The organism is Streptomyces sp. NRRL F-5122 (assembly GCF_001507435.1).
Lineage (GTDB): Bacteria > Actinomycetota > Actinomycetes > Streptomycetales > Streptomycetaceae > Streptomyces > Streptomyces lannensis.
In genome coordinates this window covers 1-20,577 of record NZ_LMWH01000015.1, presented here as the reverse complement: position 1 = coordinate 20,577, position 20,577 = coordinate 1, and the positions used below count along the sequence as shown (strand labels likewise).

Here is a 20,577-nt window from a genome sequence, read left to right as displayed (position 1 = left end):
TCAATCGGACTTCCTGCCGTCGTCACCGGCCAAGGATCTCGAGCAGTACGAACGGTTCGTGAGGGCGCTGGTCAGCCACTGCCGTGGCCGCGTCGACTACTGGCAGTGCAACAACGAGCCGAGCAACACCGGTCTGCTCTGGGCGGGCACCGCCCCGGAATACGTCGAGCACCTGACCGTCTTCCACCGTGCGGTCCGCTCCTGCGACCCGGAGTCCGCAGTGGTGCTCGGCGGCTGTGGGTACGACGTCCTCTCGAGTCCACCCGACAGCGACGCCCGCCGGTTCTTCGACCATCTCGTCGAGCACGGACGGGACGCCTTCGACCTGTTCTCGGTCCACCTCTACGGCGTTCCTCGGGCGATCCCGGAGCAGGTGGAGACCGTACGGCGGATGATGCGCCGCCACGGTTACGAACGACCCGTCGTGGCCGGCGAGTACAACGGGCCGACCCTCTTCGAATTCCCCGAGGCACAAGGGGTGTTCGAGCAGACCATGATGGCGGCCTTCACCGACGCCGGCTCCGGCGCTGCCGTGGGAGCGGACACCGGTGAGCGCGCCGACGACAGTGCCGGCCCGGGGGCCGCCGAGCCTGCGGACCGCAGGACGATGCGCGCCCTCTACGCCCGGATGCCCGACCTTCCGCCCCAGATCCAGATGTTCCTCGAGGGCTGCTCCCCGGAACTGGCGGCGAAGCGGGACCGTATCAATCAGCGGCAGATCGTCACGCGCAATGTTCTCGCCCTCGCTTCGGGGATCACCAGGACCGCCTGCTGGAACCTGGCGCCGGAGATCCCGGACTACAGCGATCGGTTCAACCTCATGGGGTTCCTCTTCGGCAAGCTGGCACTCATGGACTACGAGGACCGGCGGATGACCGGCCGACGGCCCGCCGCAGACACCTTCGCACTGCTGGCCGGGTACCTCCGCGGCGCCACGGCCGTGCGCCGCCTCAACGGCGCCGACGACGGGCGACCCGTGTTCGCCTTCGAGGTGATACGCCACGGGCGCGGTCCTCTGCACGTTCTCGGGGCCGACGGTGATGTGTTCTCGGGCGAGGACCAGCCCCCGGCTCCCGTCGACTGGCCCTGGCCTCATCCCACCGCCCAGGCGGTCGACGTCTTCGGTGAACAGCAGTCGGTCCAACACGGGGCGGGCACGGTGACTTGGATCTCACCGTCACCCCGGTGTTCCTGTCCAGCGGCCTTCAGAGCTGACCGTGCCGGGCCCGCCGGGGCATCCGGGATGCGTGTCGAAGGCGTCACCGCTGCCGGTCCAGCCGGCTGGGTGGAGCGGCGGCAGTCACGGCGGCGGCCCACCCACCTGTCCGGAACAGCGGCCGGAGGCCGTGGCGGTGGTGGGCGGCGCAACCGGACCGGCGCCGACCAAGCGCCCCGTTGTCACGTACTGGGGCGCGACCCCGCCCGGCGTGCCCCCTGGACGGGTCGGGGCGCCGGGCGGAGCCGGAACGGAACGGGGATGCGGTCAGGAGGCGATGTCCGCCCGGGCCGCGGCTTTGATCAGCGTGTGGCGCTCGTCGGCCGTGAGTTCCCCGGCTGCCACACGATCCCGGCTCACCGCGGTGACCGCCTGCACCAGGCCGCCCCTGTTGCGGAACGGTCCACGGTCCCAGACCTCGTCGAGGAAGGTCAGGCCTTCGGAGTCGGGCCGGTTCTCGATGCCGGTGGTCGTGGCACCGAAGACGATCTCGGGTTCGGTGCGCTTGAAGTAGACGTGGTAGTTGTCCGTGGTGTTGATGTAGAAGGGCGCCAGCGTCAGGCCGTTGGTGGTGAACGTCATCGGTTCCCCGGTCGGTCGGATGGCGCTGCTCAGATCGCGGCTGAGCGGGTAGTCGCGGTACAGGGTGAGGTTCTGGTACGCCGTGGCCGAGTTCCGGATCACCAGGGGGACGGGGCCGTAGGCGACGGCCTGGGTGGCGGGGTCGTCCAGAGCGCGTTCGATCCGCAGCGTGAACGGCGCGGCGATCTCCACCCGGTCCCCGGTCCGCCAGTGTCGGTTCAGCGAGACGTACCTGCCGGGCTTGGCGTCGATCCGCTGGCGGACTCCGTTGAGCCGGACGGTGAAGCCCTGCTCGGCCCAGTAGGGGACCCTCAGCCGGAGGTCGAGGTGGCCGCTGCCGGTCACCGTCAGACTGCTGGTGCCGGTCGGGTCGGTCGGGTACTGCGTGGACTGGGTGACGGTCAGCCCGCGCTCCGGCCAGTGAAGGGTGGACGGAAGGTAGAGGTTCACGTAGAGCGTGGAGCCGTCCCTGGAGCTGAAGTAGACGGAGTCCTGGAACTTGGCGTGGGTTTCGAGCCCGGTGCCGCCGCAGCAGGTGCCGAGGTTTCCGTACGAGCGGCGGGCACCCGGATTGACCGGCACGAAATAGGTCAGCAGCGGGTTGGTGTCGCTGGAGGTGTTCTGCCGCGAGGAGAGGATCTGCCCGTACAGGGCCCGCTCGTAGTACTGCATGTACTTCGGGTCTGCGGTGTGGAAGAACAGGCTGCGGCTGAGCTTGAGCATGTTGTAGACGCAGCACGTCTCGGCGTTGCTCTTCTGGATCGTGGAGGCGATGACGTCCCGTGCGCCGAATATCTCGCCTGAGCCCGCCATACCGCCGTCGACATAGGTGCGGTGCGGTACCACCATGTCCCAGAAGTTCTTGGCCGCGTCGAAGTACTCGCGCTCCCCGGTCTGTTCGTAGATCTCGAGGTATCCCTGGTACTGAGGGATGTGCTGGTTGGCGTGCTCGCCGTCGATGGTGTCCTCGTTCGCGACGGCGGCGTCGAACAGGTAGGTGTTGTCGAAGCACTTGGCGGTGGCCAGGTACTTCTCGTCCTTGGTCAGGGCGTACAGGTCGGCCATGACCACGGGCATCGCGTTGTACTCGCCCGCGATATAGATCTTCCACATCCGGTCGAGTTGGGTGCGCGGCAGGTGTCCGAGCCGGCTGTACGCCCAGTCGCCCATGCCCAGAACGATCCCCAGCGCCTTGTGATTTCCCGTGTGCTGATAGGCGTCGAGCAGCCCGCGCATGATCATGTGGCAGGTGTACCAGGGCGCCCAGATCGTGGGGTACGTCGCGTACTGCTCAAGCCGGATGTACTGCGTTTCCGGGTAGGCGGCCAGATAGCCGACGTGGCTGGGCGCGGCCGGGTCGTCGGTGCCGACCAGCGCGCCGAGGGCGTCCTGGCACTCGCCCAGCGCGGTGACCATGTAGTCGGCCTTCTCCTTGTAGGCCGACTCGCCGGTGCCCGCGTACGCCAGGCACAGTGCGCTGAGGAAGTGTCCGGCGTAGTGGCCTCTGAGGTTGCCGTCCGCCGTCTCCCAGCCGCCGGGCGGCTGGGCGCCGAGGGTGTCGAGCCCCGCGTTGGTGCGGAAGACGGCGAGCATGCGGTCGGCCGAGTAGGCGTGCAGGAAATTCAGCATCCGGTCGCGGTTGTCCGTGAACAGGCTCGGCGCCAACGTCACGCGCGTGTTGTCGAACGGCTTGACGACCCAGGACGAGGGGACGGGCGAGGCGGAGGCCCGAACGGCCCCCGCCGCAGAGCCCTCCCCCACCGCGGCGGCCGTCGCGGGAGTCGCCGCGCCGGCCGCCGTCGGGAACATCGCCTGGAACGCGGGGATGGCGGTGGCGAGCGCGGTCAGCCGTAGGGCGTCGCGCCGTGAGAACTCGGGCATGGTGAACTCCTCGGTGACGGCGGAGGCCACGGGGGTCCTGTGCGGCCGGGACGGTGCGACGGCAGGCTCGGGCGGCCCGCCTGGGTGTTCCGGCTGGGGACGGGGAAGCCGTGACGTTCCGACAAGTGCGTACGGGGCGGGTGCGTGACGGGGCACGAGCGGGGCCGGACGGCGCGGGCGCGCGGTCGGGATCCGCGGGAGATCAACCCCTACCGATTGTTCGATATTTCGACCGTTGTTCGAGTTGCTGAGTGACAGTATGTGGGCCGTTTCCAGAGTGTCAATGGGGACATGAAGGTTCGGTTCGAAGAACGGCCGTCGGCTGCTTGCGATGGGCACATCCGGGTCGGATGCCCCACAACTACGCACCGGACGTGGGCCGTTGACACACCTCCACGGGCGTCCTACGCTCCGGCTCGTTCGTTCCGCAGAACGAAGACGGCGTTCAGGAGGCGGTCCATGTGCGGTCGGGCCTGATCGGCAGCAGCGCGCGAGCGGCACTCACAGGGCCTGAAGAACGTGGCCCGGAGCCACGGCGAAAGGTCAGCCACCAATGGCGGGGCGGCCACCGGCCACCTCCAGGACGGCCCCGGTGACATAGCTCGCCCGGTCGGAGGCGAGGAAGACCACGGCTTCGGCGACCTCCTCCGGCTCGGCGATGCGGCGCATGGCCGTGGTGTCGGCGATGGCCTTGACGGTGGCCGGATCCATGGCATCGGTTCCGGGGGTGCGGATGGGGCCGGGTGCGACAGCGTTGACGCGCACACCGCCCTCGGCGTACTCGGCCGCCCAGACCCGGGTGAGCTGCTCGAGCGCCGCTTTGGATGCCGCATACATGCCGGCGCCCACGGTGGTGACCGCGACGGCGAGGGTACTGACGTTCACGATGGAGCCGCGGCCGCGTTCGGCCATGGCCGGAGCCAGCGCCCGCACCAGTAGGTAGGGCGCCTTGGTGTTGAGGTCCATGTGCAGGTCGAACAGGTCGACGCTCATGCCCGCGGTCGGCCGGAACTCGTAGATGCCTGCGTTGTTGACCAGGACATCCACATCACCCACCGCGTCGGCCAGGCGCTGGGCGTCATCGGGGTCGGCCAGGTCGGCCTGCACGAAGCGGGCTCTGCCGCCCGCGTCCTGGATCTCCCCGACGACGGCGGCACCACGCTCGGCATCGCGGCCGTGCACCACGACGTCCGCACCCTCGCGTGCCAGTAGAACGGCGACCGCTCGACCGATGCCTGCGGTGGCACCGGTGACGAGCGCCGTGCGTCCGGACATTTCCATGATGACTTTCCTTCGTGATCTGTTGTGCGGGGTGCGCTCGTCAGACACCGGGAACCAGGCCCGCGACGCCACCCTTCTCTTTGTTCAAGCACCCTCACTTTATGAAGGAACCTAAATCAATTAAGAGAACAACACTCAGGACGACCGCTGTTTCCTCGACACAGCACTACCTCTTCCGGAGGTCGGCACCGGAGCCGGCTGCCCACTTCACAGCCTGAGCACGACCAGAGCAGTGTCGTCGGTCCCGGCGCTCAGCTCGATCAGCGCGTCCGCCAGGTCCTCGGTCCGATGTCGGTGGTGTTCGGCGAGGCGGGCGGCCAGACGACGCAGGCCTTCGTCGATGTCCTCTCCACGGCGTTCGATCAGGCCGTCGGTGTACAGGACGAGGGTGGCACCGTCGGCACACGTGGCCGTGGCCTGGGGGCGTGGGGTGGGTCGGGGAGCTGCACCGAGTGGGGGATCCGTCGACCGGTCCAGGAAGCGCACGGTGCCGTCCGGGTCGGCCAGGAGCGGGGGCGGATGACCGGCGCTGCTGTAGGCGATGCGGTGGCCGTCCGCGGCGATGACCGTCTGCACGGCGGTGCTGGACGGGCTCCGTCGACGGAGCGGGCGTAGGTGTCGAGCACGTCGAGTGCCGCGGCGGGGCCGTTCGCGACCCGGATGACGGCACTGAGGGCGCTGCGCAGCTGACCCATGACACCGGCCGCGGCCAGGCCGTGACCGACGACGTCCCCGACGGCCACGGCGTAGTCGCCCGTGGCCAGCTGGGTGACGTCGTACCAGTCACCGCAGACGTTGAGAGTGTTGAGCGCCGGGCGATAGCGCACCGCCGCCCGATGATGCGCCAGCGGCTGAGGAGTGGGCAGCATCGCGTCCTGGAGGGCGAGAGCCACCTGCCGTTCCCGGGCGTTGGCCTCGCGCAGCCACTCGTTGACGCGTTGCAGCTCGCGGGACCGCGTATACAACTCCGATTCCATCTGCAGGCGCCGGTCGTCGATGCCGGGGTGACCGGACACGACGAGGTCGGTGACCTCGGCGAGACGGTGCACGATCAGGGCGACGCGTCCGTCGGCGTCCAGGACGGGGCGTTGATGGGGCTCCAGTAGCGCTCGGCGAAAGCCCCCGGCCGGCCAGGATCCTCCACGTCGAAGCGCATGGGGCCGACCGCGTCGGGGCCGCCGGTCTCCATTACCCGGCGCAGTGACGCCTCCATGTCGTCGCGCCCCGTGCCGTGGCGGTCGTACGGGTTGTCCGGGTAGGCCTGGAAGAGGTACTGGCCCACGAGTTGGTCACGGGTGCGGCCCACCAGCTGCTGATAGGCCGTGTTCGCGTCCAGGATCACAGAGGCGGCATCGAGTACCAGCATCGCACTGGGCGACGCCTCGAAGACAGCTCGATAGTCGATCCCCGGTTCTGTCACCGCGCTTCCCACAAACGCTCGTGACCGGTCGTCCTGTCCCGCCCCGCCTTCTCCAGTATGCGCCGCGGGCGGGTGCCTCACCCGGCCTCGGGGCCGCCCGCGTCCCGGGCCAGATCCGCGACACGGTCGAGGAGCTTGACCAGATGCGCGTAGTCCGTCTCGGACATGGCCTCGCGCAGACCGTGCTCGATGCCTTCGGAGAAGCGCTTGGCGGCAGCGGCTCGTTCGACTCCGTCTGGGGTGAGGGACACCAACATGACGCGGCCGTGGTCGGGCGAGGGGTGGCGTTCCACCAGCCCCTTCGCCTCGAGGTTCTTCACGATGCCCGTCATGGTCTGCGAGGTGACCAGGGCTTCCCGGGAGAGCTGGGTACAGGACTTGGCGGCCCCGCCGACGAGAAAGCCGAGGACCTTGCACTGCGGTTCGGTCAGGTCCAGCTCGCGCACCCCGTCCGCCTTGCGGGCCACGATGGCCTGCTCCGCGCGCTTGAGGTGGAAGCTGAGCATGCTCTCGGGAACGACACGAGCGCCCTTGGAACCGGCCGTCGCGGGAGCCTTCCTGGTCGATGCCATCGCCGTCGCCCTACCTCTCTGAATCCTGTACCGGAAGCATAACGCTTCACGAATGTAGGAACCTGGAAGGACTCAGGGTTCATAGCCACTCCCGGCAGGCGCTCGCGGGCGGGACCCCGCCGCACCCGGACTCCGCCGTCCGCTCCCGTCTCACCTGCACGTTTCGGTATCCGTCCGGCCTGCCTGGCGGTCGATGCAGGTAGCCGACCTCACATCTTTCCCTCATACCCAGGCTCCACCATTGTTGTAGGGTCCTGTATTCATGAGCGAACCTTTCCATCAAAGCATGCTTCATCCAATCAGCGCCCTGCCTGGCTGACGCTGGTGCTCCTCTCCCTGGCCGTCTTCAACGTCCCCGTCGCGCTGACCGGGGCAGGTGTCGCCCTGCCGGGGGTGGCCGAGCAGTTCCACCCGGCCTCGCAGGCCCTGCAGTGGGTGGTCGTCGGCTACAACGTGATGTTCGCGTCGCTGATGCTGGCCTTCGGCACCATCGCGGACCGGGTCGGGCGCCGCCGTGTCTTCACCCTCGGCATCACACTGTTCGGCGTGGCCGCCGCGGTGTGCACCTTCGCGGGATCGATCCTCGTCCTCGACCTCGCCCGCGCTGTGGGCGGCATCGGTGCCAGCGCCACGCTGACCGCCGGCTCCACACTGGTCGCCTCACGTTTCGAGGGGGCCGAGCGGATCCGGGCCTTCGGCGTCTTCGGCACCGCACTCGGCGCCGGTCTCGCATTCGGCCCGCTCATCTCCGGGGTGATGGTCACCGCTCTGGGCTGGCGCGGCGTCTTCGCCATCCCGGCGATCATCGGTTTGCTGGTCGCGGTCTTCTCTCCGCTGCTGAGCGAGTCACGCAACCCCAACGCGCAGCCACTCGACTGGCCCGGCACGCTCTCCTTCAGCACGGGTCTGTTCCTGTTCATCTTCGCCCTGGTCGAAGGCCCTGCCTTCGGCTGGTCCTCCCCCGTGGTCCTGGGTTCGCTGGCCGCGTTCGCCGTGCTGATGGCCGTCTTCTACCTCGTCGAGAAGCACCACCGCTCCCCCATGTTCGACCTGCACCTGCTGCGACACCCCCGGTTCATGGGCATCAGCGTCACCGCGATGGCCCTGGCCTTCAGCCTGCTGCCCCTCCTGGTGCTGCTGCCCACCTACTTCAGCGCCGTCGAGGGCTACAGTGCCCTGCACTCCGGCGGCATCCTCGTGCTGTTCACCGCGCCCATGCTGGTCATGCCGATGTTCGCCACCCGGATGAGCCGGCGGATGTCGCTGCGCAGCCGGCTCGCCGGGGCGATGGTGCTGGTCGCCGGCGGTATGGCCTGGCTGACCGTGATCGGTCCCGGCGTCGGCGTGGGTGTCCTCGCCGGACCTCTGCTCGTCGCCGGATTCGGCTACGGCATCACCCTGGCCGTCCTGGACGGCGCCGCCGTCTCCAGCGTAGAGCTGGACAAGGCAGGCATGGCCGCGGGCATGTTCAACGCCTTCCGCCTCACGGCCGACACCGCTGCCGCGGCGGTCGGCGGATCCCTGCTGATCAGCGTCACCTCCGCTCGGCTCGCCGGCAAGGTCTCCGACCCCGCCGCGATGACCGAGCGCCTCAACGGCGGGGTGCACACCACCGTCCCGGTCGCCGCCGACGCGATCACCACCGCCCTGCACATCGTGATCTGGCTCGGCGCAGCCCTGGCCCTGATCACCGTCCCCGTCCTGGTGCGCACCCTGCGCGCCCGGGCGACCGCCTCGCACCTCGTGGCCACCTCCTCCGTGGCCGCCGAACCGGCCACGGAGGAGGTGCGCTGAACTCCGAGCACTCACCGCGGGTCACGTGGCGCCGGCAGGAGATCCCCTTTCGCCCCTCATCGCTGACGGACCGGCACACACCGCCTGGCGCGCCCCCCGACTGCGGAACGAGGCGCGTCACGCCCCGATTCGGCGCCGCTCGGGCGGTAGCAAACGCCCGTCGGCCTCAATGCGAGGGTGCCGCCCACGGGCCGACCCCGCCAATGCGCTCGACCGAGTAGCGCACGATGTAGCCGGGGCCCTTCGGCGCCGGGAACTCGGTCTCAGGTGAGACATAGACCTTGGCCAGGCGGTTGAGCAGGTCCCAGGTGCCGTCGCTCGGCTGCACGGTGGCCCGGGCCCGCAGCACGGCGTACTCGTTCAGCAAGGCCCCCCGGACCCTGGGGGCGTCGAAGGACAGCACGACCCTGGCGTCCCGCTCCATGTTGCGCAGCTTCACATGCCGCGCCATGTGGCCGCTGACGACGTCGTCTCCGTCCAGCCCGATCCAGATGACGGTCACCTGAGGGCTGCCGTCGGGATTGACGGTGCTCAGGTGGACCATGGGGCCGGACTCGATCAGCTCCCGCAGCTCCCGGGGCAGTCGGATGTTCTGGTTCGTCACATCCCTTCAACGCGCCCCCGCGCGGCCGGACACGCGTACGGGCCGGCGCGCGGGGTGACTTCCCCCGAACGACCGACTCCGGCGCCCGGCTCCGGCGGCTTCACGACGGGTCACGCCTCGGACCCGTCCGACCGCGACGGGGTTCCGCCTGGGCGTGTGCCATCACGGTGGTTCGAGCGCCTGCTCGGTCCACACGGTCTTGCCGTCGGATGAGTATCGGGTCCCCCATGCCTGGGACAGCTGCGAGACGATGAACAGTCCGCGGCCGCCCTCGTCGGTGGTGCGGGCGTGCCGCAGATGCGGTGCCGTGGCGCTGCAGTCACTGACTTCGCAGGTGAGGCCCCGGTCCAGGATCAGGCGCAACTCGAGGGGCGAGCCGCCGTAGCGCAGGGCGTTGGTGACCAGTTCGCTGACGATGAGTTCGGCGTTGAGCGCGGTCTCCTGACCCACCCGCCAGTCGGCGAGCCGGTCGCGCGCGTACCGCCGGGCCGTCGCGGCGGCCGTGGGCTCGTCGTCGAGTCGCCGTGCGGCGATGCGGTCGCAGGGGAAGGGACGCGTGCGGGCCACCAGAAGAACGGCGTCGTCGGCCTCCATGTCGGCCGGCAGGCCGTACAGGATGTCGTCGCAGAGCTGCTGCACGGGTTGGTCGCCGTCCGCCACGGCCAGGCGGAGAGGGCTTCTCTCACAGGTCAGGTGCGAGGCCAGCACCGCGTTGCCGGCGAAGGCGATCACGCTGCCGTGCGGAAGCCGGATGTGGTCGGCGGCGAACGGCGCCCGATCCCTACTGCCCAGCCCCGGCCCGGCCGGGGTGTCCGGCCGGTCGACGGTGCCGTCGGGATGCACCACGACCGGAGCGGGGTGCCCCGCCCGGGCGACGGTGCACATCCGGGTCAGCGGGTCGTACACGCCGTACACGCAGCTCGCGGTCAGCGGCTCGCGGTGCAGCGGGGTACCGGGCGGCACCGCCGCGCGCTCGGCCGCGAGGAGCGCGGCGGTGTCGTTCAGCCGGGCGAGGAGTTCCTCGGGGTCGAGGTCGAGCGCGGCGAAGGAATGGACCACGGTGCGCAACTGCCCGACGGTCGCCGCCGCCTGGATGCCTCCCCCCGCGACCGTTCCGGCGACCAGGGCGGTCCGTGCGCCGGACAGACCGATGGTGTCGAACCACCCGCTGCCGCCCTCACCGGGGCGGGCGATGCCTGCGGACTCCAGTGCGGTGAGCGAGGCGGGGAACAGCGGGAGGATGTGCCGCAGGACCGTCGCCGCCACCGTGTGGTCGCGGGTGTAACGCCGGGCGTTGTCGATGCACAGGGCGGTGTGCCGGGCCACGTCACGGGCGAGTTCGAGGTCGTCCTCGTCGTACGCACCGGGCGTGCCGGCGCGGTACAGGCACACCAGACCGATCACCGCGCCGCGCAGGTCCAGCGGAACGGCGAGCAGACTGTGCGACCCGGTCTCGCTGATGGCGCGTGCGCGCGCCGGGTCGGCAGTAAACCACGGCAGGTCGGGGCGCAGCGCCACGGCACGCGGTCGCAGGTCGGCCACGGCCTGGCTGTAGGGGGTCGGTCCGGGAATGGCCCGGACGTCCCCCACCGGGTACGCCTGCGGCTGCGCTCCCGCCGCGTTGCTGCGAAAGGCGACACGCCGTAGCCGCACGTCTCGGGGCAGCGGGGACAGCGGAGGGTCGTCGCCCCGGATCACGGCGTCCACCACCTCCACGACCGCCACGTCGGCGAACGCGGGGACCAGCTCCTCGGCCAGCTCCTGGCATGTGGCCACCACGTCGAGGGTGCGTCCCACGCACTCGCGCACGGCGTCCAGGATGCCGAGCCGGATCCGGGCCCTTTCCCGGTCGGTGACGTCCACCACCGTCATCGCCACGCCGAGGACCGTGCCCGAACGCTCCTCCAGCCGGAAGGCCGAGATCTCGTACAGGCGTTCCTGACCGTTGTCCGCGGGCGGCCGCGCCCGCATGACCCGTCCCTGCACCGGAACGCCGTCCTTCAGTACACCGCGCAGGAGGTCCCTGGCCGTCTTCTCCTCCACCACGTGGTGCGCGTCGGGAATCGGCCGCCCGACGAGGTCCTCTTCCCGCAAGTCCCGCACGGTCGGGCCCGCGGTGCTGATCCGCAGCACGCGCAGATCGGTGTCCAGCACGGCCAGGCCGATCGGAGACCGGGCGAACAAGGCGTCCAGCGTCGCCATCCCGGCGTCACGTGCGTCGCTGCCCCCACGGCCTTCTGCCATGGAAGTCACCTCCAGTGCCGCACGACGGCGGTGCGCACCGCGCGAGCGGCTCGGGTGTCCCTCTTCCGGTGTACTCCGCCCCTGTGCATCCGGCGAACCGACGCGACCCTGCACGTTATGTGACCGGGACCGGACAACAAGCCGTCCGGCAGGCGGCCCGTGCCGTCACGCGACCGCGGTGCAGGCTTCCCCGGTCGTCAGGCGTCGCCGGCCGTGCGGCACTCGGGGTGACCCCAGCCCTGGGCGTTCTTGGCGATCGACTCGCCCGCGGCGTAGGAGCGGCCGCAGACGCAGCGGCCGGGAAACTTCGCCTTGAGGGTGCGCCCGGTGGCGCGCTTCTTCGCGGGTGCCGGGCGGCGGGACGCGCCGGCCGCAGCCGGTTGCGCCGACGGCGGCGGCTCCGGGGAGCCGTACGCGCTGCCGGCCGGTTCCTGCACGCCGGCCGCCTGACTGGCGGCGCGGTCTGCGAAGTCGTTGAGGCGGTCGCCGCCGACCTGGTGCGCGGGGACGTAGCGGAACGCGACCTCACGGCCGTCGAGCAGCTCGTCGATGCGCACGACAAGGTCCTGGTTCGCGACGGGCTTGCCCGCCGCGGTCTTCCAGCCGTTGCGCTTCCAGTTGGGCAGCCAGGTCGTGACCGCCTTCATCGCGTACTGGGAGTCCATCCGGATCTCCAGCGCGACGTCCGGCGCGACGGCGGTCAACAGACGTTCCAGTGCGGTGAGTTCGGCGACGTTGTTGGTCGCCTTGCCCAGCGGGCCCGCCTCCCAGCGGGTCGGGATCTCGTCCTCGTCGGCGACGACCCAGGCCCATCCGGCAGGTCCGGGGTTCCCCTTCGAAGCCCCGTCACAGGCGGCCACAACACGTTCACGCATGCCTCCGATCATGCCACGCTCCGGACCCCGCTCCGGCTTCCGGGGTGCAGGCCCGTGCTGCCTGAAAAGGGCGGGCCGAGCGGGACCGCGGACCGAGGACCGAGCGCGCGTGCCGCCGTGACGTGCGCACCGCTGCCCCGGTGTCAGCCGTCAGGAGACATCTGTTGTGTCCGGCATCCGCCCCTGGGTGGTGGTGATGTCGATGACCGAGAAGTTGGCGCCCTGGGGGTCGCTCAACGCGGCGAAACGACCGATGGGGCTGTCCATCGGGCCGAACCGCAGGATGCCTCTGTGCTCGACGGCCCGCCGGACGGCCACGTCGCAGTCCTCGACGGTGAAGTACACATTGACGTACGGCGGAAGCTCCGGCGGGAAGTCGTTCGTCATCTTCATCCGGCCGAGCACGGGGTTCCCGTCGAGTTCGAAGACGCGGAAGTCGATCGTCTCGTCCTGGATCTGCTTGGCTCGGTAGGGGTAGACGGCAGGGAAGAACGCGTCGGACCGTTCCGGTTCCCGGGTGAACACCTCGGCCCAGCAGTAGGCGCCGGGCACGCCCCGCGCCTCGAAACCCTCGTGGGCGCCGGCCTGCCAGACGCCGAAGACAGCGCCGCTCGGGTCACGGGCCAGGGCCATGGTGCCGAAGTCCCCGACCTGCACCGGTTCCATCAGCACCTCACCGCCGTGGTCCTTGATCCTCCCGGCGGTAGCAATGGCGTCGGCCGCGGCGAGGTACAGGCACCAGGCCGACTGGCCCTCCTGACCGTTCATGGGCGGCACGACCGCGGCGACCGCCCTGCCGTCGGCGTACGCCTGCGTGTAGTTGCCGTACCGGGAGGACGCCTCCCCGAACGTCCATCCAAGGACGTCGCCGTAGAAGGACATGGCCGCTTCGACATCGGTGAACATCGCGTCGGCCCAGCAGGGCGTTCCCTCGGGTTGAACCGCCATGGCGTTCGACCTTCCCCGTACGACGGATCGGGCTGCGTTCCTCACGCTAGCCAGGCCCGTGCCGCACCGCGCGCCGAACCGCGGTCCTGATCCACACTGGAACGGGGACGGTCTTGGCACGGGACGGGGCACTGACGATGCACGCATGGGTGGTGGACCGGCCGGCTCCCGTCGAGCGGGAGCCGCTGCGGTTCGCGGAGCGACCGGTCCCGGAGCCGGCGCCCGACGAGTTGCTGGTGCACATGCGGGCCTGCGGTGTGTGCCGTACGGATCTGCATGTCACCGAGGGTGATCTGCCGGTGCGCCGACCGGGGGTGACACCCGGCCACGAGGTCGTGGGCGAGGTCGCCGGCACGGGCGCGGACGTGAGCGGATGGGCCGTCGGCGAGCGGGTGGGGGCCGCATGGCTGCGCCGCACGGACGGCACCTGCCGGTACTGCCTGCGCGGGGCCGAGAATCTGTGTCCCGACTCCGAGTACACCGGCTGGACCTCCGACGGCGGCTACGCGGAGTACATGACCGTGCCGGCCGCGTACGCCTACCGGCTCCCGGCAGACGTGCCCGACGTCGCGCTGGCCCCGCTGCTGTGCGCGGGGATCATCGGATACCGGGCACTTCTGCGGACGTCGCTGCCGTCGGGCGGGCGCCTCGGGCTCTACGGCTTCGGGGGCAGCGCTCATCTGTGCGCGCAGGTCGCCCTGGCCCAGGGGGCCACCGTGCATGTCCTGACCCGGGACGAGGCGTCCAGGCGTCTCGCGCTCGACCTCGGGTGCGCGTCGGCGCGCGATGCCTACGACGCACCGCCGGAGCCGCTCGACGGGGCGATCCTGTTCGCACCGGTCGGCGATCTCGTCCCGGTGGCGCTGCGGGCGCTGGACCGGGGCGGCGTCCTCGCGGTCGCCGGCATCCATCTGAGCGATGTGCCCGGCCTGCGCTACGAAAGCGAGTTGTTCTACGAGAAGGAACTGCGCAGTGTCACCTCCAACACGCGTCAGGACGGCCGGGAGTTCCTGGAGCTCGTGGCCCGCTACGACATACGCGCCACGACGCACCCCTATCCGCTGTCACAGGCGCAGCGGGCCCTCGCCGATCTGAAGGCCGGGCGCTTCGACGGGGCGGCCGTGCTGGTGAACGATCTCTGACCAGGGCGCAGGCGCGGGTGCGTGCGGGGCGGTCCCGTGCGTGGATGGACTCCGAGAGGCGTCGTCGCGGAGGTGCACTGTGGGCGGTGGCCACGCTGCGGACCCGCCGTACGGCGTGGGCTCCGAGGTGTCGTCGACGCTGTACGGCCTCGACAACGCGCTCGAGTCGATCGGTACGACCCTCGACGAACGCATCACCTGCCAGGAACTGGTCGACTACATCTGCGACCTGGTGTGCGACGCGGCCGCCGTGGACCTGTTGCCCAAGGACATCCCCTCGATGTCGCCGGTGTCCGACCCGGACCTGGAGCGGGTGGCGACGGCGGGCCGGGCGGACCTCCTCGGGGCATGGGGCGAGGGCGGCCTCCGCTCGCTGCCCGTGCGGGCGCTGGCGGAAGGCCATCCGATCACCGCTTCGGCGGACCCGTCCGGGCAGGCGCAACGCCAGGCCATGACCGTTCCGCTGCTCGGACACGGCCGGCTGTACGGGGTGCTCCTGGTGGTGCGCGAGGGTGCGGTGTTCGCGGACCGGGACACCGCCGTCACCCATCTCGCGGCGCGACTGGCGGCCGTGCATCTCGGGCACGCGCGCCGGTACACGGACATGCGCGGCACGGTGTACCGACTCCAGCGGGCGCTGCTGTCCGAGCCGGGGCGGCCGCATCCCAACCTGGACCTGGCCACCCGCTATCTGCCGGCCGGTGGCGGCACCCTGGTGGGCGGAGACTGGTTCGAGACGGTGCGGCTGCACTTCGGCAGGACCCTGCTGGTCCTGGGCGACGTCATGGGTCACGGCCTTGACGCGGCGGTCGACATGAACGCCTACCGCTCGATGCTGCGGTACATCGCCTCCACGGACCTGCCGCCGCATCGGGTGCTGCGCCGACTGGACGCCGCCGTCGCCGAGGACGGAAGCCGCCGTCCGGCGACCTGTGTCCTCGTCCAGGTCGACCCGGCGCGGGGTACGGCGTCGCTGACCAGCGCGGGGCATCTGCCACCGGCGCTGTTCGGCGCCGAGGGCACCGGAGAACTGCTGGACGTGCCGGTCGGACCGCCGCTCGGGACGGGGGTGGGGGGCTACGAGCTCGTCACCCGGACGCTCTCGCCCGAGGAGACGCTGCTGCTGTTCACCGATGGGCTCGTGGAGCGGCGGGAGGAGCACATCGACGTCTCCCTGGCCCGGCTCGCCGGACTGCGGCTGCGGCCCGGGGCGAGCGTCGAGGACCTGCTCGCCGACGTCCTGGCCCGGCTCGACGCCCGCCATGCGGAGGACGACGTCGCGGTCCTGGCTGCCCGCATCCGCCGCCGCCCGGCGGCGGTGTGAGCCGGGGGCAGGGCCGTTCTCAGCGCGTGGGCAGCCCCATCAGCCGGGTGATCGTGCTCAGTACGCCGTACTCCGTGTTCGGCGGTGCCACATAGCGGGCGCGCCGCAGCACGTCCGGGTGCGCGTTGGCCATGGCGAAGGACCATTCGGCCGCATCGAGCATCTCGAGGTCGTTGAGATAGTCGCCGAACACCAGCGTCTGCGCGGGCGTGATGCCCAACTCGCGCTGGAGCCTGCGCAGAGCGGCGCCCTTGTTGGCGGTGGCGTTCATGATGTCCACCCAGTGCTCGCCCGAGACGACGACCTGATGGCTCTTCGCGAACGGCGCGAGGGCGGGGGCGGTGGTCCGCTCCACGGGCCCGAAGTCGTAGAGCGCCACCTTGAGGAACTCGTCCTCGACGGCGGTGAGGTCGTCGACGATGCGCAGCAGGGCGTAGTACCGCTTCGCCTCGGCCACAAAGGCCTCGTCCGCGCGCTCGACGTAGGCGGACTCCTTCCCGCACAGGACCGCGCCCACGTCCACTCCCTCGGCGGCGAGCCGCCGTGTCGTCCCGATCACGCGGGCGGCCACCGCTGCGTCCAGCGGATCGGAGCCGAGTTCCACACCGTCGCGTACGACGTAGGTGCCGTTCTCGGCGACGAAGACCATGCCGTCCCCCGCGTCGGCGAACTGCCGTGCCAGGGTCGCGTACTGGCGTCCGCTGGCCGGGCTGAACAGCACGCCGCGACGGCGCAGTTCGGCGAGGAGCGGCCAGAGGTCCTCGGGTATCCGCCCGGCGTCGTCGAGGAGCGTGCCGTCCATGTCGGTGACGACGAGTCGGATGTCCACGGGCTCGCCCGGCAGTTCGGGTGAGGTCGGAAGACACGTGGGCGTGGTGGAGGACATGGCCTGCTTTCTTGTGCGGGGCGGCGATCGGGGAGCTGTCCGCATCCGGGCGAGCGCGGTTGGGGTGCGGGGTCAGTCGTTCCGGGCGCGGATGTGCGGTCCGACACGGCATGGGACGACGGCTGTGGGCGCGCGCCGACTCGCGGCGGTCACGGGCGGCCGTACCAGCCCTGCCGGATAGGGGGAATCGGCCAGCGCTCTTGAGGCGCGGATCGGCAGGAGAGCCGACTGGGCCGCCGGTTCGCGTACGGCGCGGGGGTGTCTGGCATGCGCCGTGGTCCGAACCGTGGCGATGCCGGTCGGGCGTGCAGGGATCACGGGCGTCTGCCGGGAGCCGGGGTCCGGTAGGATCCGGAAGGCCGGCTCACGGACCGGAGTCACGTCCGGCAGCCCGGCCCTGGCGGGCGCTCGGCGGATCTCCATCGCATCCCTTGTCGTACGGTCCCTGTGTCGTCGGCGCCGTCGCCTCGTCGTGGACCCATCGTACGGGCTGCCGTCCGACCGTCCGGGGGTGCCGGGTGTCCGCCGCGGCCGGGCCTTCGGCGGACCTGGGGGCGGCCACCGACCGTTCCACGCCCGATGCCCTGGTGGCTCTGCGGCCGGTCGACTCCTTCGGCTGCTCCGGCCTTCGTGTGCTGTGTCGGGAGGAGACCAGGGCCGGGGAGCGTGGCGGGCGCCATCGTCTCGTGTCGGAGACACCCCGCATGCATCATCTGCTTCGCGCAGCGGGCCTGCTCACCCGCCTGTGGCCACTGGCGGAATGTGCCGGACCTCGACGGAGGCGTCGACGAAACGATGGAGCCGATGTCCTACGGACGACCACTGGAAGGGCGGACGCGTTACGTGAAGTCAGTTCTCGAGGTCGGCATGGGAGACACGGGCTGGGACGGGAACGCCGCCTCGGGACTGGGGCGAATCCTGCGCTACTGGGGCGGGAACCTAGGGCACTTCGGGCTCGAGCCCGGCGACGGGTCGGTCGTCCACGACTCCGGCTACCGCGAGGTGGGGCGCTGGTCCATCAGCGGCGAGTGATTGCGGGGGCCGGCCGGACGGCCCCACTCCGTCCGGCCGGCTCCGCTGCGAGATCGCGTGGAGCACCGCTCAGGGCTTGCACTCCCCAGTCACAAGCCCTGGATCGACATATGCGGGCACCACGCGATCCGCGTCTCTCAGAACGTGAAGACGGTTGTCCCGTAGGTGTTCTTCACGCACTCGTTGGCGAAAGTCCGTTCGTAGTCGACGCGTTTGCCCTGCCAGACGCCCTGGACGGTGACGACCACGGGGTCGTACTGCTTGGTGCAGAAGACGCCGTCTCTGATCGCCAGCGCATCGAAGTCGCCGCCGGCCGCGCGTAGTTCGGCGCAGGCGTCGACGGCGTCCGGATGACTGCCTGAGGCGACCGGAGCGCAGGTCAGGGTGACCGCACGCTGGGGCGTGACGAGAGCTGCGCTCTCGCCGTGGCCCATGGTCAGGACGAGCGCCGAGGGGGCGTAGAGAGAGGCGGGGGCGGCGTTCGGGGCGGCGAGGGCGGACCCGGTGAGGGGGCCGCAGACGGCGGTGGCCGTGAGGGTGAGGGCCGCTGCCCAGCGCGCGGTGTTCGGCATTGTGTGCATCCTTCCGCTCGTAACGGGGTCGCGGTCCGGGTCGGTGGTGCCTGTGCAGATCCCGGACCGTTCGAGGTGCCGGTTCGGCGAGCCGGAGTCTGCCGAGTCCGAGCGGGAAACTCACATCGACCCCCCTCGTTTCGGTAACTTTGAGTATTGAATCAGTGGCGTGAAGTCACAGAATTCGAACGTGTGAGGCCGGGCGCCGCATGGACGTCGGGGTCGCAAAGCAGCCTTCTGGCCGGAATCCCGCGGCTCGGCAATCGGCCTGAAACATTCCGCTTGGCCGTGAATGCAAGCGCTGTCTTCAGCTCCTGGCAAACACACCCTCCGCGCCCTTGCCTTCACATCGAAGCGGAGTAATCGTCATTACATGATTACGAGCGAACAGCAAGAGCAGCTGCGCGGCTGGTTCGCCGGCCGCCTGCCCGACGACCTCTTCGAGAACCTGGTGGAGGTCGTCGTCGACCGCGAGGAGATCACCGTGGTCGGCCGTATCCCCGAGCCCCGGCTCGCCGAGGGCGCCTCGCCCGCCGAGAGGGAGGCGGCGATCGGGGCCCGTGTCCAGGAGTTCCGTGAACGCACGCGCGAGGACCGGATCGCGGTGGCGCGCGAGGCGGAGCACCGGTTCCGCAAGAAGGTCTCCTGGGGTGTGCAGTGCGGCGGTGAGCGTGCGCTGTTCACGCATATCGCGGCCCCCGTGATGACCCGGCTGCGCCAGCCCGAGCGTCAGGTGCTCGACACGCTCATCGCCGGCGGGGTCGCACGCAGCCGCAGTGACGCGCTCGCCTGGTGTGTACGCCTGGTGCAGCGGCACACCGACGACTGGCTCTCGGAGTTGCGCGAGTCGCTGGAGCATGTGCAGCGGGTGCGGGCCCAGGGCCCCGACACGGAGTTCCGGGACGGACCGGCCGACGCGCCGACCGAGGAGGAATGACCGGGGGGGTCCGGCAGCACATACGCCGGATCACCCCTACGGGTCCCGGTGCTCGCCGGTGCCGCCGCCTCCGACGGTCCGTTCCACTCCCCCGCCCCTGCCGCAGGCGGGCGGGCCGGTGACCGTGACGCGCGCGGCACGCAGTAGCCGGTCACCGACCCGGTACCCGCGGCTCAGGATCTCGGTACAGGTCAGCCGCTCGGCGTCCGGCGCGACCACATGCGTCACCGCCTCGTGGCGCGTAGGGTCGAACGGTTCGTTCGCCTCACCGAACACCTTCAGCCCCAGGGACGCCAGTTGCGTCTCCAGGACGTCGGCGACGGCTTTGAGACCCGGCGTCACGGCCTCCTGACGACGGGCCCCTTCGACCGCGTCAAGAACGGGCAGCAGCGCTCTCAGCACGTTCTCCGTGGCGATCTCGCGCACCGCCAGACGGTCGCGGCGCACCTGCTTGCGGTAGTTGTCGTACTCGGCCTTCACCCGCTGCAGATCGGCGGTGCGCTCGTCCACCAGACGGAGCAACTCCGGGCTCTGCGGCGGGCTCTGGTCCATGGTCAGCCCGCCTGCGAGGTGTTGTCGTCGTCCACGATCTCGGCGTCCACGACGTCGTCCTCGGCCCGGGCGCCGCCGCTCGCCTTGCCTTGCTCCGGCCCGGTGCCGCCCTCGGGGCGCGCCTGCTCGTACAGGGCACTGCCGATCTTCTGCGCCGCGGCGGCGGCCTTGTCCATGGTCCGCCGGATCTCCGCGGTGTCCTCGCTCTTGAGCGCCTCCTTGAGTTCGCCGATGGCGCCCTCCGTCTCGCTCCTCGCGTCGGCGGGGATCCTGTCCCCGTTCTCGGCGATGAGCTTCTCCGTCTGGTAGACGAGTTGCTCGGCCTGGTTGCGGGTCTCGGCGGCCTCCCGCCGCTTGCGGTCCTCCTCGGCGTGCTGCTCGGCCTCGCGGACCATGCGGTCGATGTCGTTCCTCGGCAGGGCCGAACCGCCGGTGACGGTCATCTTCTGCTCCTTGCCGGTGCCGAGGTCCTTCGCCGTGACGTGCATGATGCCGTTGGCGTCGATGTCGAAGGACACCTCGATCTGCGGGACGCCCCGCGGCGCCGGCGGCAGACCGGTCAGCTCGAACATGCCGAGCTTCTTGTTGTACGCAGCGATCTCGCGCTCGCCCTGGAAGACCTGGATCTGCACGGACGGCTGGTTGTCCTCGGCCGTGGTGAAGATCTCGGACCGCTTGGTCGGGATCGTGGTGTTGCGCTCGATCAGCTTGGTCA

The 20,577-nt window shown here is 70.4% G+C and carries 17 protein-coding genes and 1 pseudogene; 5 read left to right on the top strand and 13 right to left on the bottom strand.

The annotated features are described in order from the left end of the window. Positions 1 to 22 precede the first annotated feature (22 nt). From ADL25_RS03820 to ADL25_RS03800, 5 genes and pseudogenes are all read right to left on the bottom strand, one after another. Complete coding sequence (locus tag ADL25_RS03820) at positions 23 to 1,144, bottom strand: hypothetical protein (protein ID WP_234380448.1); 1,122 nt, start codon at positions 1,142 to 1,144, stop codon at positions 23 to 25. A 339-nt stretch (positions 1,145 to 1,483) separates the two neighbouring features. After that, entirely contained in the window at positions 1,484 to 3,709 is a 2,226-nt protein-coding gene (locus ADL25_RS03815; protein ID WP_234380446.1) for a glycoside hydrolase family 127 protein, read from the bottom strand. A gap of 513 nt (positions 3,710 to 4,222) precedes the next feature. Next, positions 4,223 to 4,960, bottom strand: coding sequence for an SDR family NAD(P)-dependent oxidoreductase (locus ADL25_RS03810; RefSeq protein ID WP_059126174.1), 738 nt, complete (start codon positions 4,958 to 4,960; stop codon positions 4,223 to 4,225). Positions 4,961 to 5,167: 207 nt separating this feature from the next. After that, positions 5,168 to 6,380 (bottom strand): annotated as a pseudogene (locus ADL25_RS03805) (PP2C family protein-serine/threonine phosphatase). Between the two features lie 77 nt (positions 6,381 to 6,457). Further along, the gene (locus tag ADL25_RS03800) at positions 6,458 to 6,952 is read right to left on the bottom strand and encodes a MarR family winged helix-turn-helix transcriptional regulator (protein ID WP_059126173.1); all 495 of its coding nucleotides are present in this window, start codon (positions 6,950 to 6,952) and stop codon (positions 6,458 to 6,460) included. A 324-nt stretch (positions 6,953 to 7,276) separates the two neighbouring features. Between ADL25_RS03800 and ADL25_RS03795 the strand changes: the two genes are divergently transcribed. Beyond that, positions 7,277 to 8,746 (top strand): MFS transporter, encoded by a 1,470-nt coding sequence (locus tag ADL25_RS03795; RefSeq protein WP_059126172.1) that lies wholly within the window; start codon positions 7,277 to 7,279, stop codon positions 8,744 to 8,746. Between the two features lie 166 nt (positions 8,747 to 8,912). On the opposite strand, the gene ADL25_RS03790 is transcribed toward ADL25_RS03795, so the two are convergent. The 4 genes from ADL25_RS03790 to ADL25_RS03775 all read right to left on the bottom strand — a co-directional run bounded on the left by ADL25_RS03790 (position 8,913) and on the right by ADL25_RS03775 (position 13,417). Beyond that, the gene (locus ADL25_RS03790; RefSeq protein ID WP_234380439.1) at positions 8,913 to 9,350 is read right to left on the bottom strand and encodes a PPOX class F420-dependent oxidoreductase; all 438 of its coding nucleotides are present in this window, start codon (positions 9,348 to 9,350) and stop codon (positions 8,913 to 8,915) included. Between the two features lie 162 nt (positions 9,351 to 9,512). Then, positions 9,513 to 11,594 (bottom strand): SpoIIE family protein phosphatase, encoded by a 2,082-nt coding sequence (locus tag ADL25_RS03785; protein ID WP_059126171.1) that lies wholly within the window; start codon positions 11,592 to 11,594, stop codon positions 9,513 to 9,515. 197 nt (positions 11,595 to 11,791) lie between these two features. Next, positions 11,792 to 12,481 (bottom strand): ribonuclease H family protein, encoded by a 690-nt coding sequence (locus ADL25_RS03780; RefSeq protein WP_059126170.1) that lies wholly within the window; start codon positions 12,479 to 12,481, stop codon positions 11,792 to 11,794. Between the two features lie 138 nt (positions 12,482 to 12,619). Further along, on the bottom strand, positions 12,620 to 13,417 hold the full coding sequence (locus ADL25_RS03775) for a VOC family protein (protein WP_059126169.1): 798 nt from the start codon (positions 13,415 to 13,417) through the stop codon (positions 12,620 to 12,622). 137 nt (positions 13,418 to 13,554) lie between these two features. Between ADL25_RS03775 and ADL25_RS03770 the strand changes: the two genes are divergently transcribed. Next, entirely contained in the window at positions 13,555 to 14,559 is a 1,005-nt protein-coding gene (locus ADL25_RS03770; RefSeq protein WP_059126311.1) for a zinc-binding alcohol dehydrogenase family protein, read from the top strand. Between the two features lie 79 nt (positions 14,560 to 14,638). Next, complete coding sequence (locus tag ADL25_RS03765) at positions 14,639 to 15,883, top strand: PP2C family protein-serine/threonine phosphatase (protein ID WP_059126168.1); 1,245 nt, start codon at positions 14,639 to 14,641, stop codon at positions 15,881 to 15,883. A gap of 19 nt (positions 15,884 to 15,902) precedes the next feature. Here ADL25_RS03765 and ADL25_RS03760 read toward each other — a convergent pair whose 3' ends face one another. Then, positions 15,903 to 16,769 carry a Cof-type HAD-IIB family hydrolase gene (locus tag ADL25_RS03760; RefSeq protein ID WP_059126167.1) on the bottom strand — a complete coding sequence of 289 codons (867 nt, stop codon included), beginning with the start codon at positions 16,767 to 16,769 and terminating at the stop codon, positions 15,903 to 15,905. 843 nt (positions 16,770 to 17,612) lie between these two features. Between ADL25_RS03760 and ADL25_RS03755 the strand changes: the two genes are divergently transcribed. Continuing rightward, positions 17,613 to 17,801: a hypothetical protein gene (locus tag ADL25_RS03755; protein ID WP_059126310.1), complete on the top strand. Its 189-nt coding sequence runs from the start codon at positions 17,613 to 17,615 to the stop codon at positions 17,799 to 17,801. Between the two features lie 137 nt (positions 17,802 to 17,938). Here the strand turns inward: ADL25_RS03755 and ADL25_RS03750 are convergent, their stop codons facing one another. After that, on the bottom strand, positions 17,939 to 18,373 hold the full coding sequence (locus ADL25_RS03750) for a protease inhibitor (RefSeq protein WP_059126166.1): 435 nt from the start codon (positions 18,371 to 18,373) through the stop codon (positions 17,939 to 17,941). Positions 18,374 to 18,746: 373 nt separating this feature from the next. On the opposite strand from ADL25_RS03750, the gene ADL25_RS03745 reads away from it, so the two are divergent. Continuing rightward, positions 18,747 to 19,310, top strand: a complete 564-nt coding sequence (locus ADL25_RS03745; RefSeq protein ID WP_059126165.1) for a hypothetical protein — start codon at positions 18,747 to 18,749, stop codon at positions 19,308 to 19,310. Between the two features lie 36 nt (positions 19,311 to 19,346). Here ADL25_RS03745 and grpE read toward each other — a convergent pair whose 3' ends face one another. Next, positions 19,347 to 19,862: a nucleotide exchange factor GrpE gene (gene grpE / locus ADL25_RS03740; protein WP_063805541.1), complete on the bottom strand. Its 516-nt coding sequence runs from the start codon at positions 19,860 to 19,862 to the stop codon at positions 19,347 to 19,349. 2 nt (positions 19,863 to 19,864) lie between these two features. After that, positions 19,865 to 20,577 (bottom strand): Hsp70 family protein (locus tag ADL25_RS03735; protein WP_159044872.1); only part of this gene is annotated, 713 nt, incomplete at its 5' end.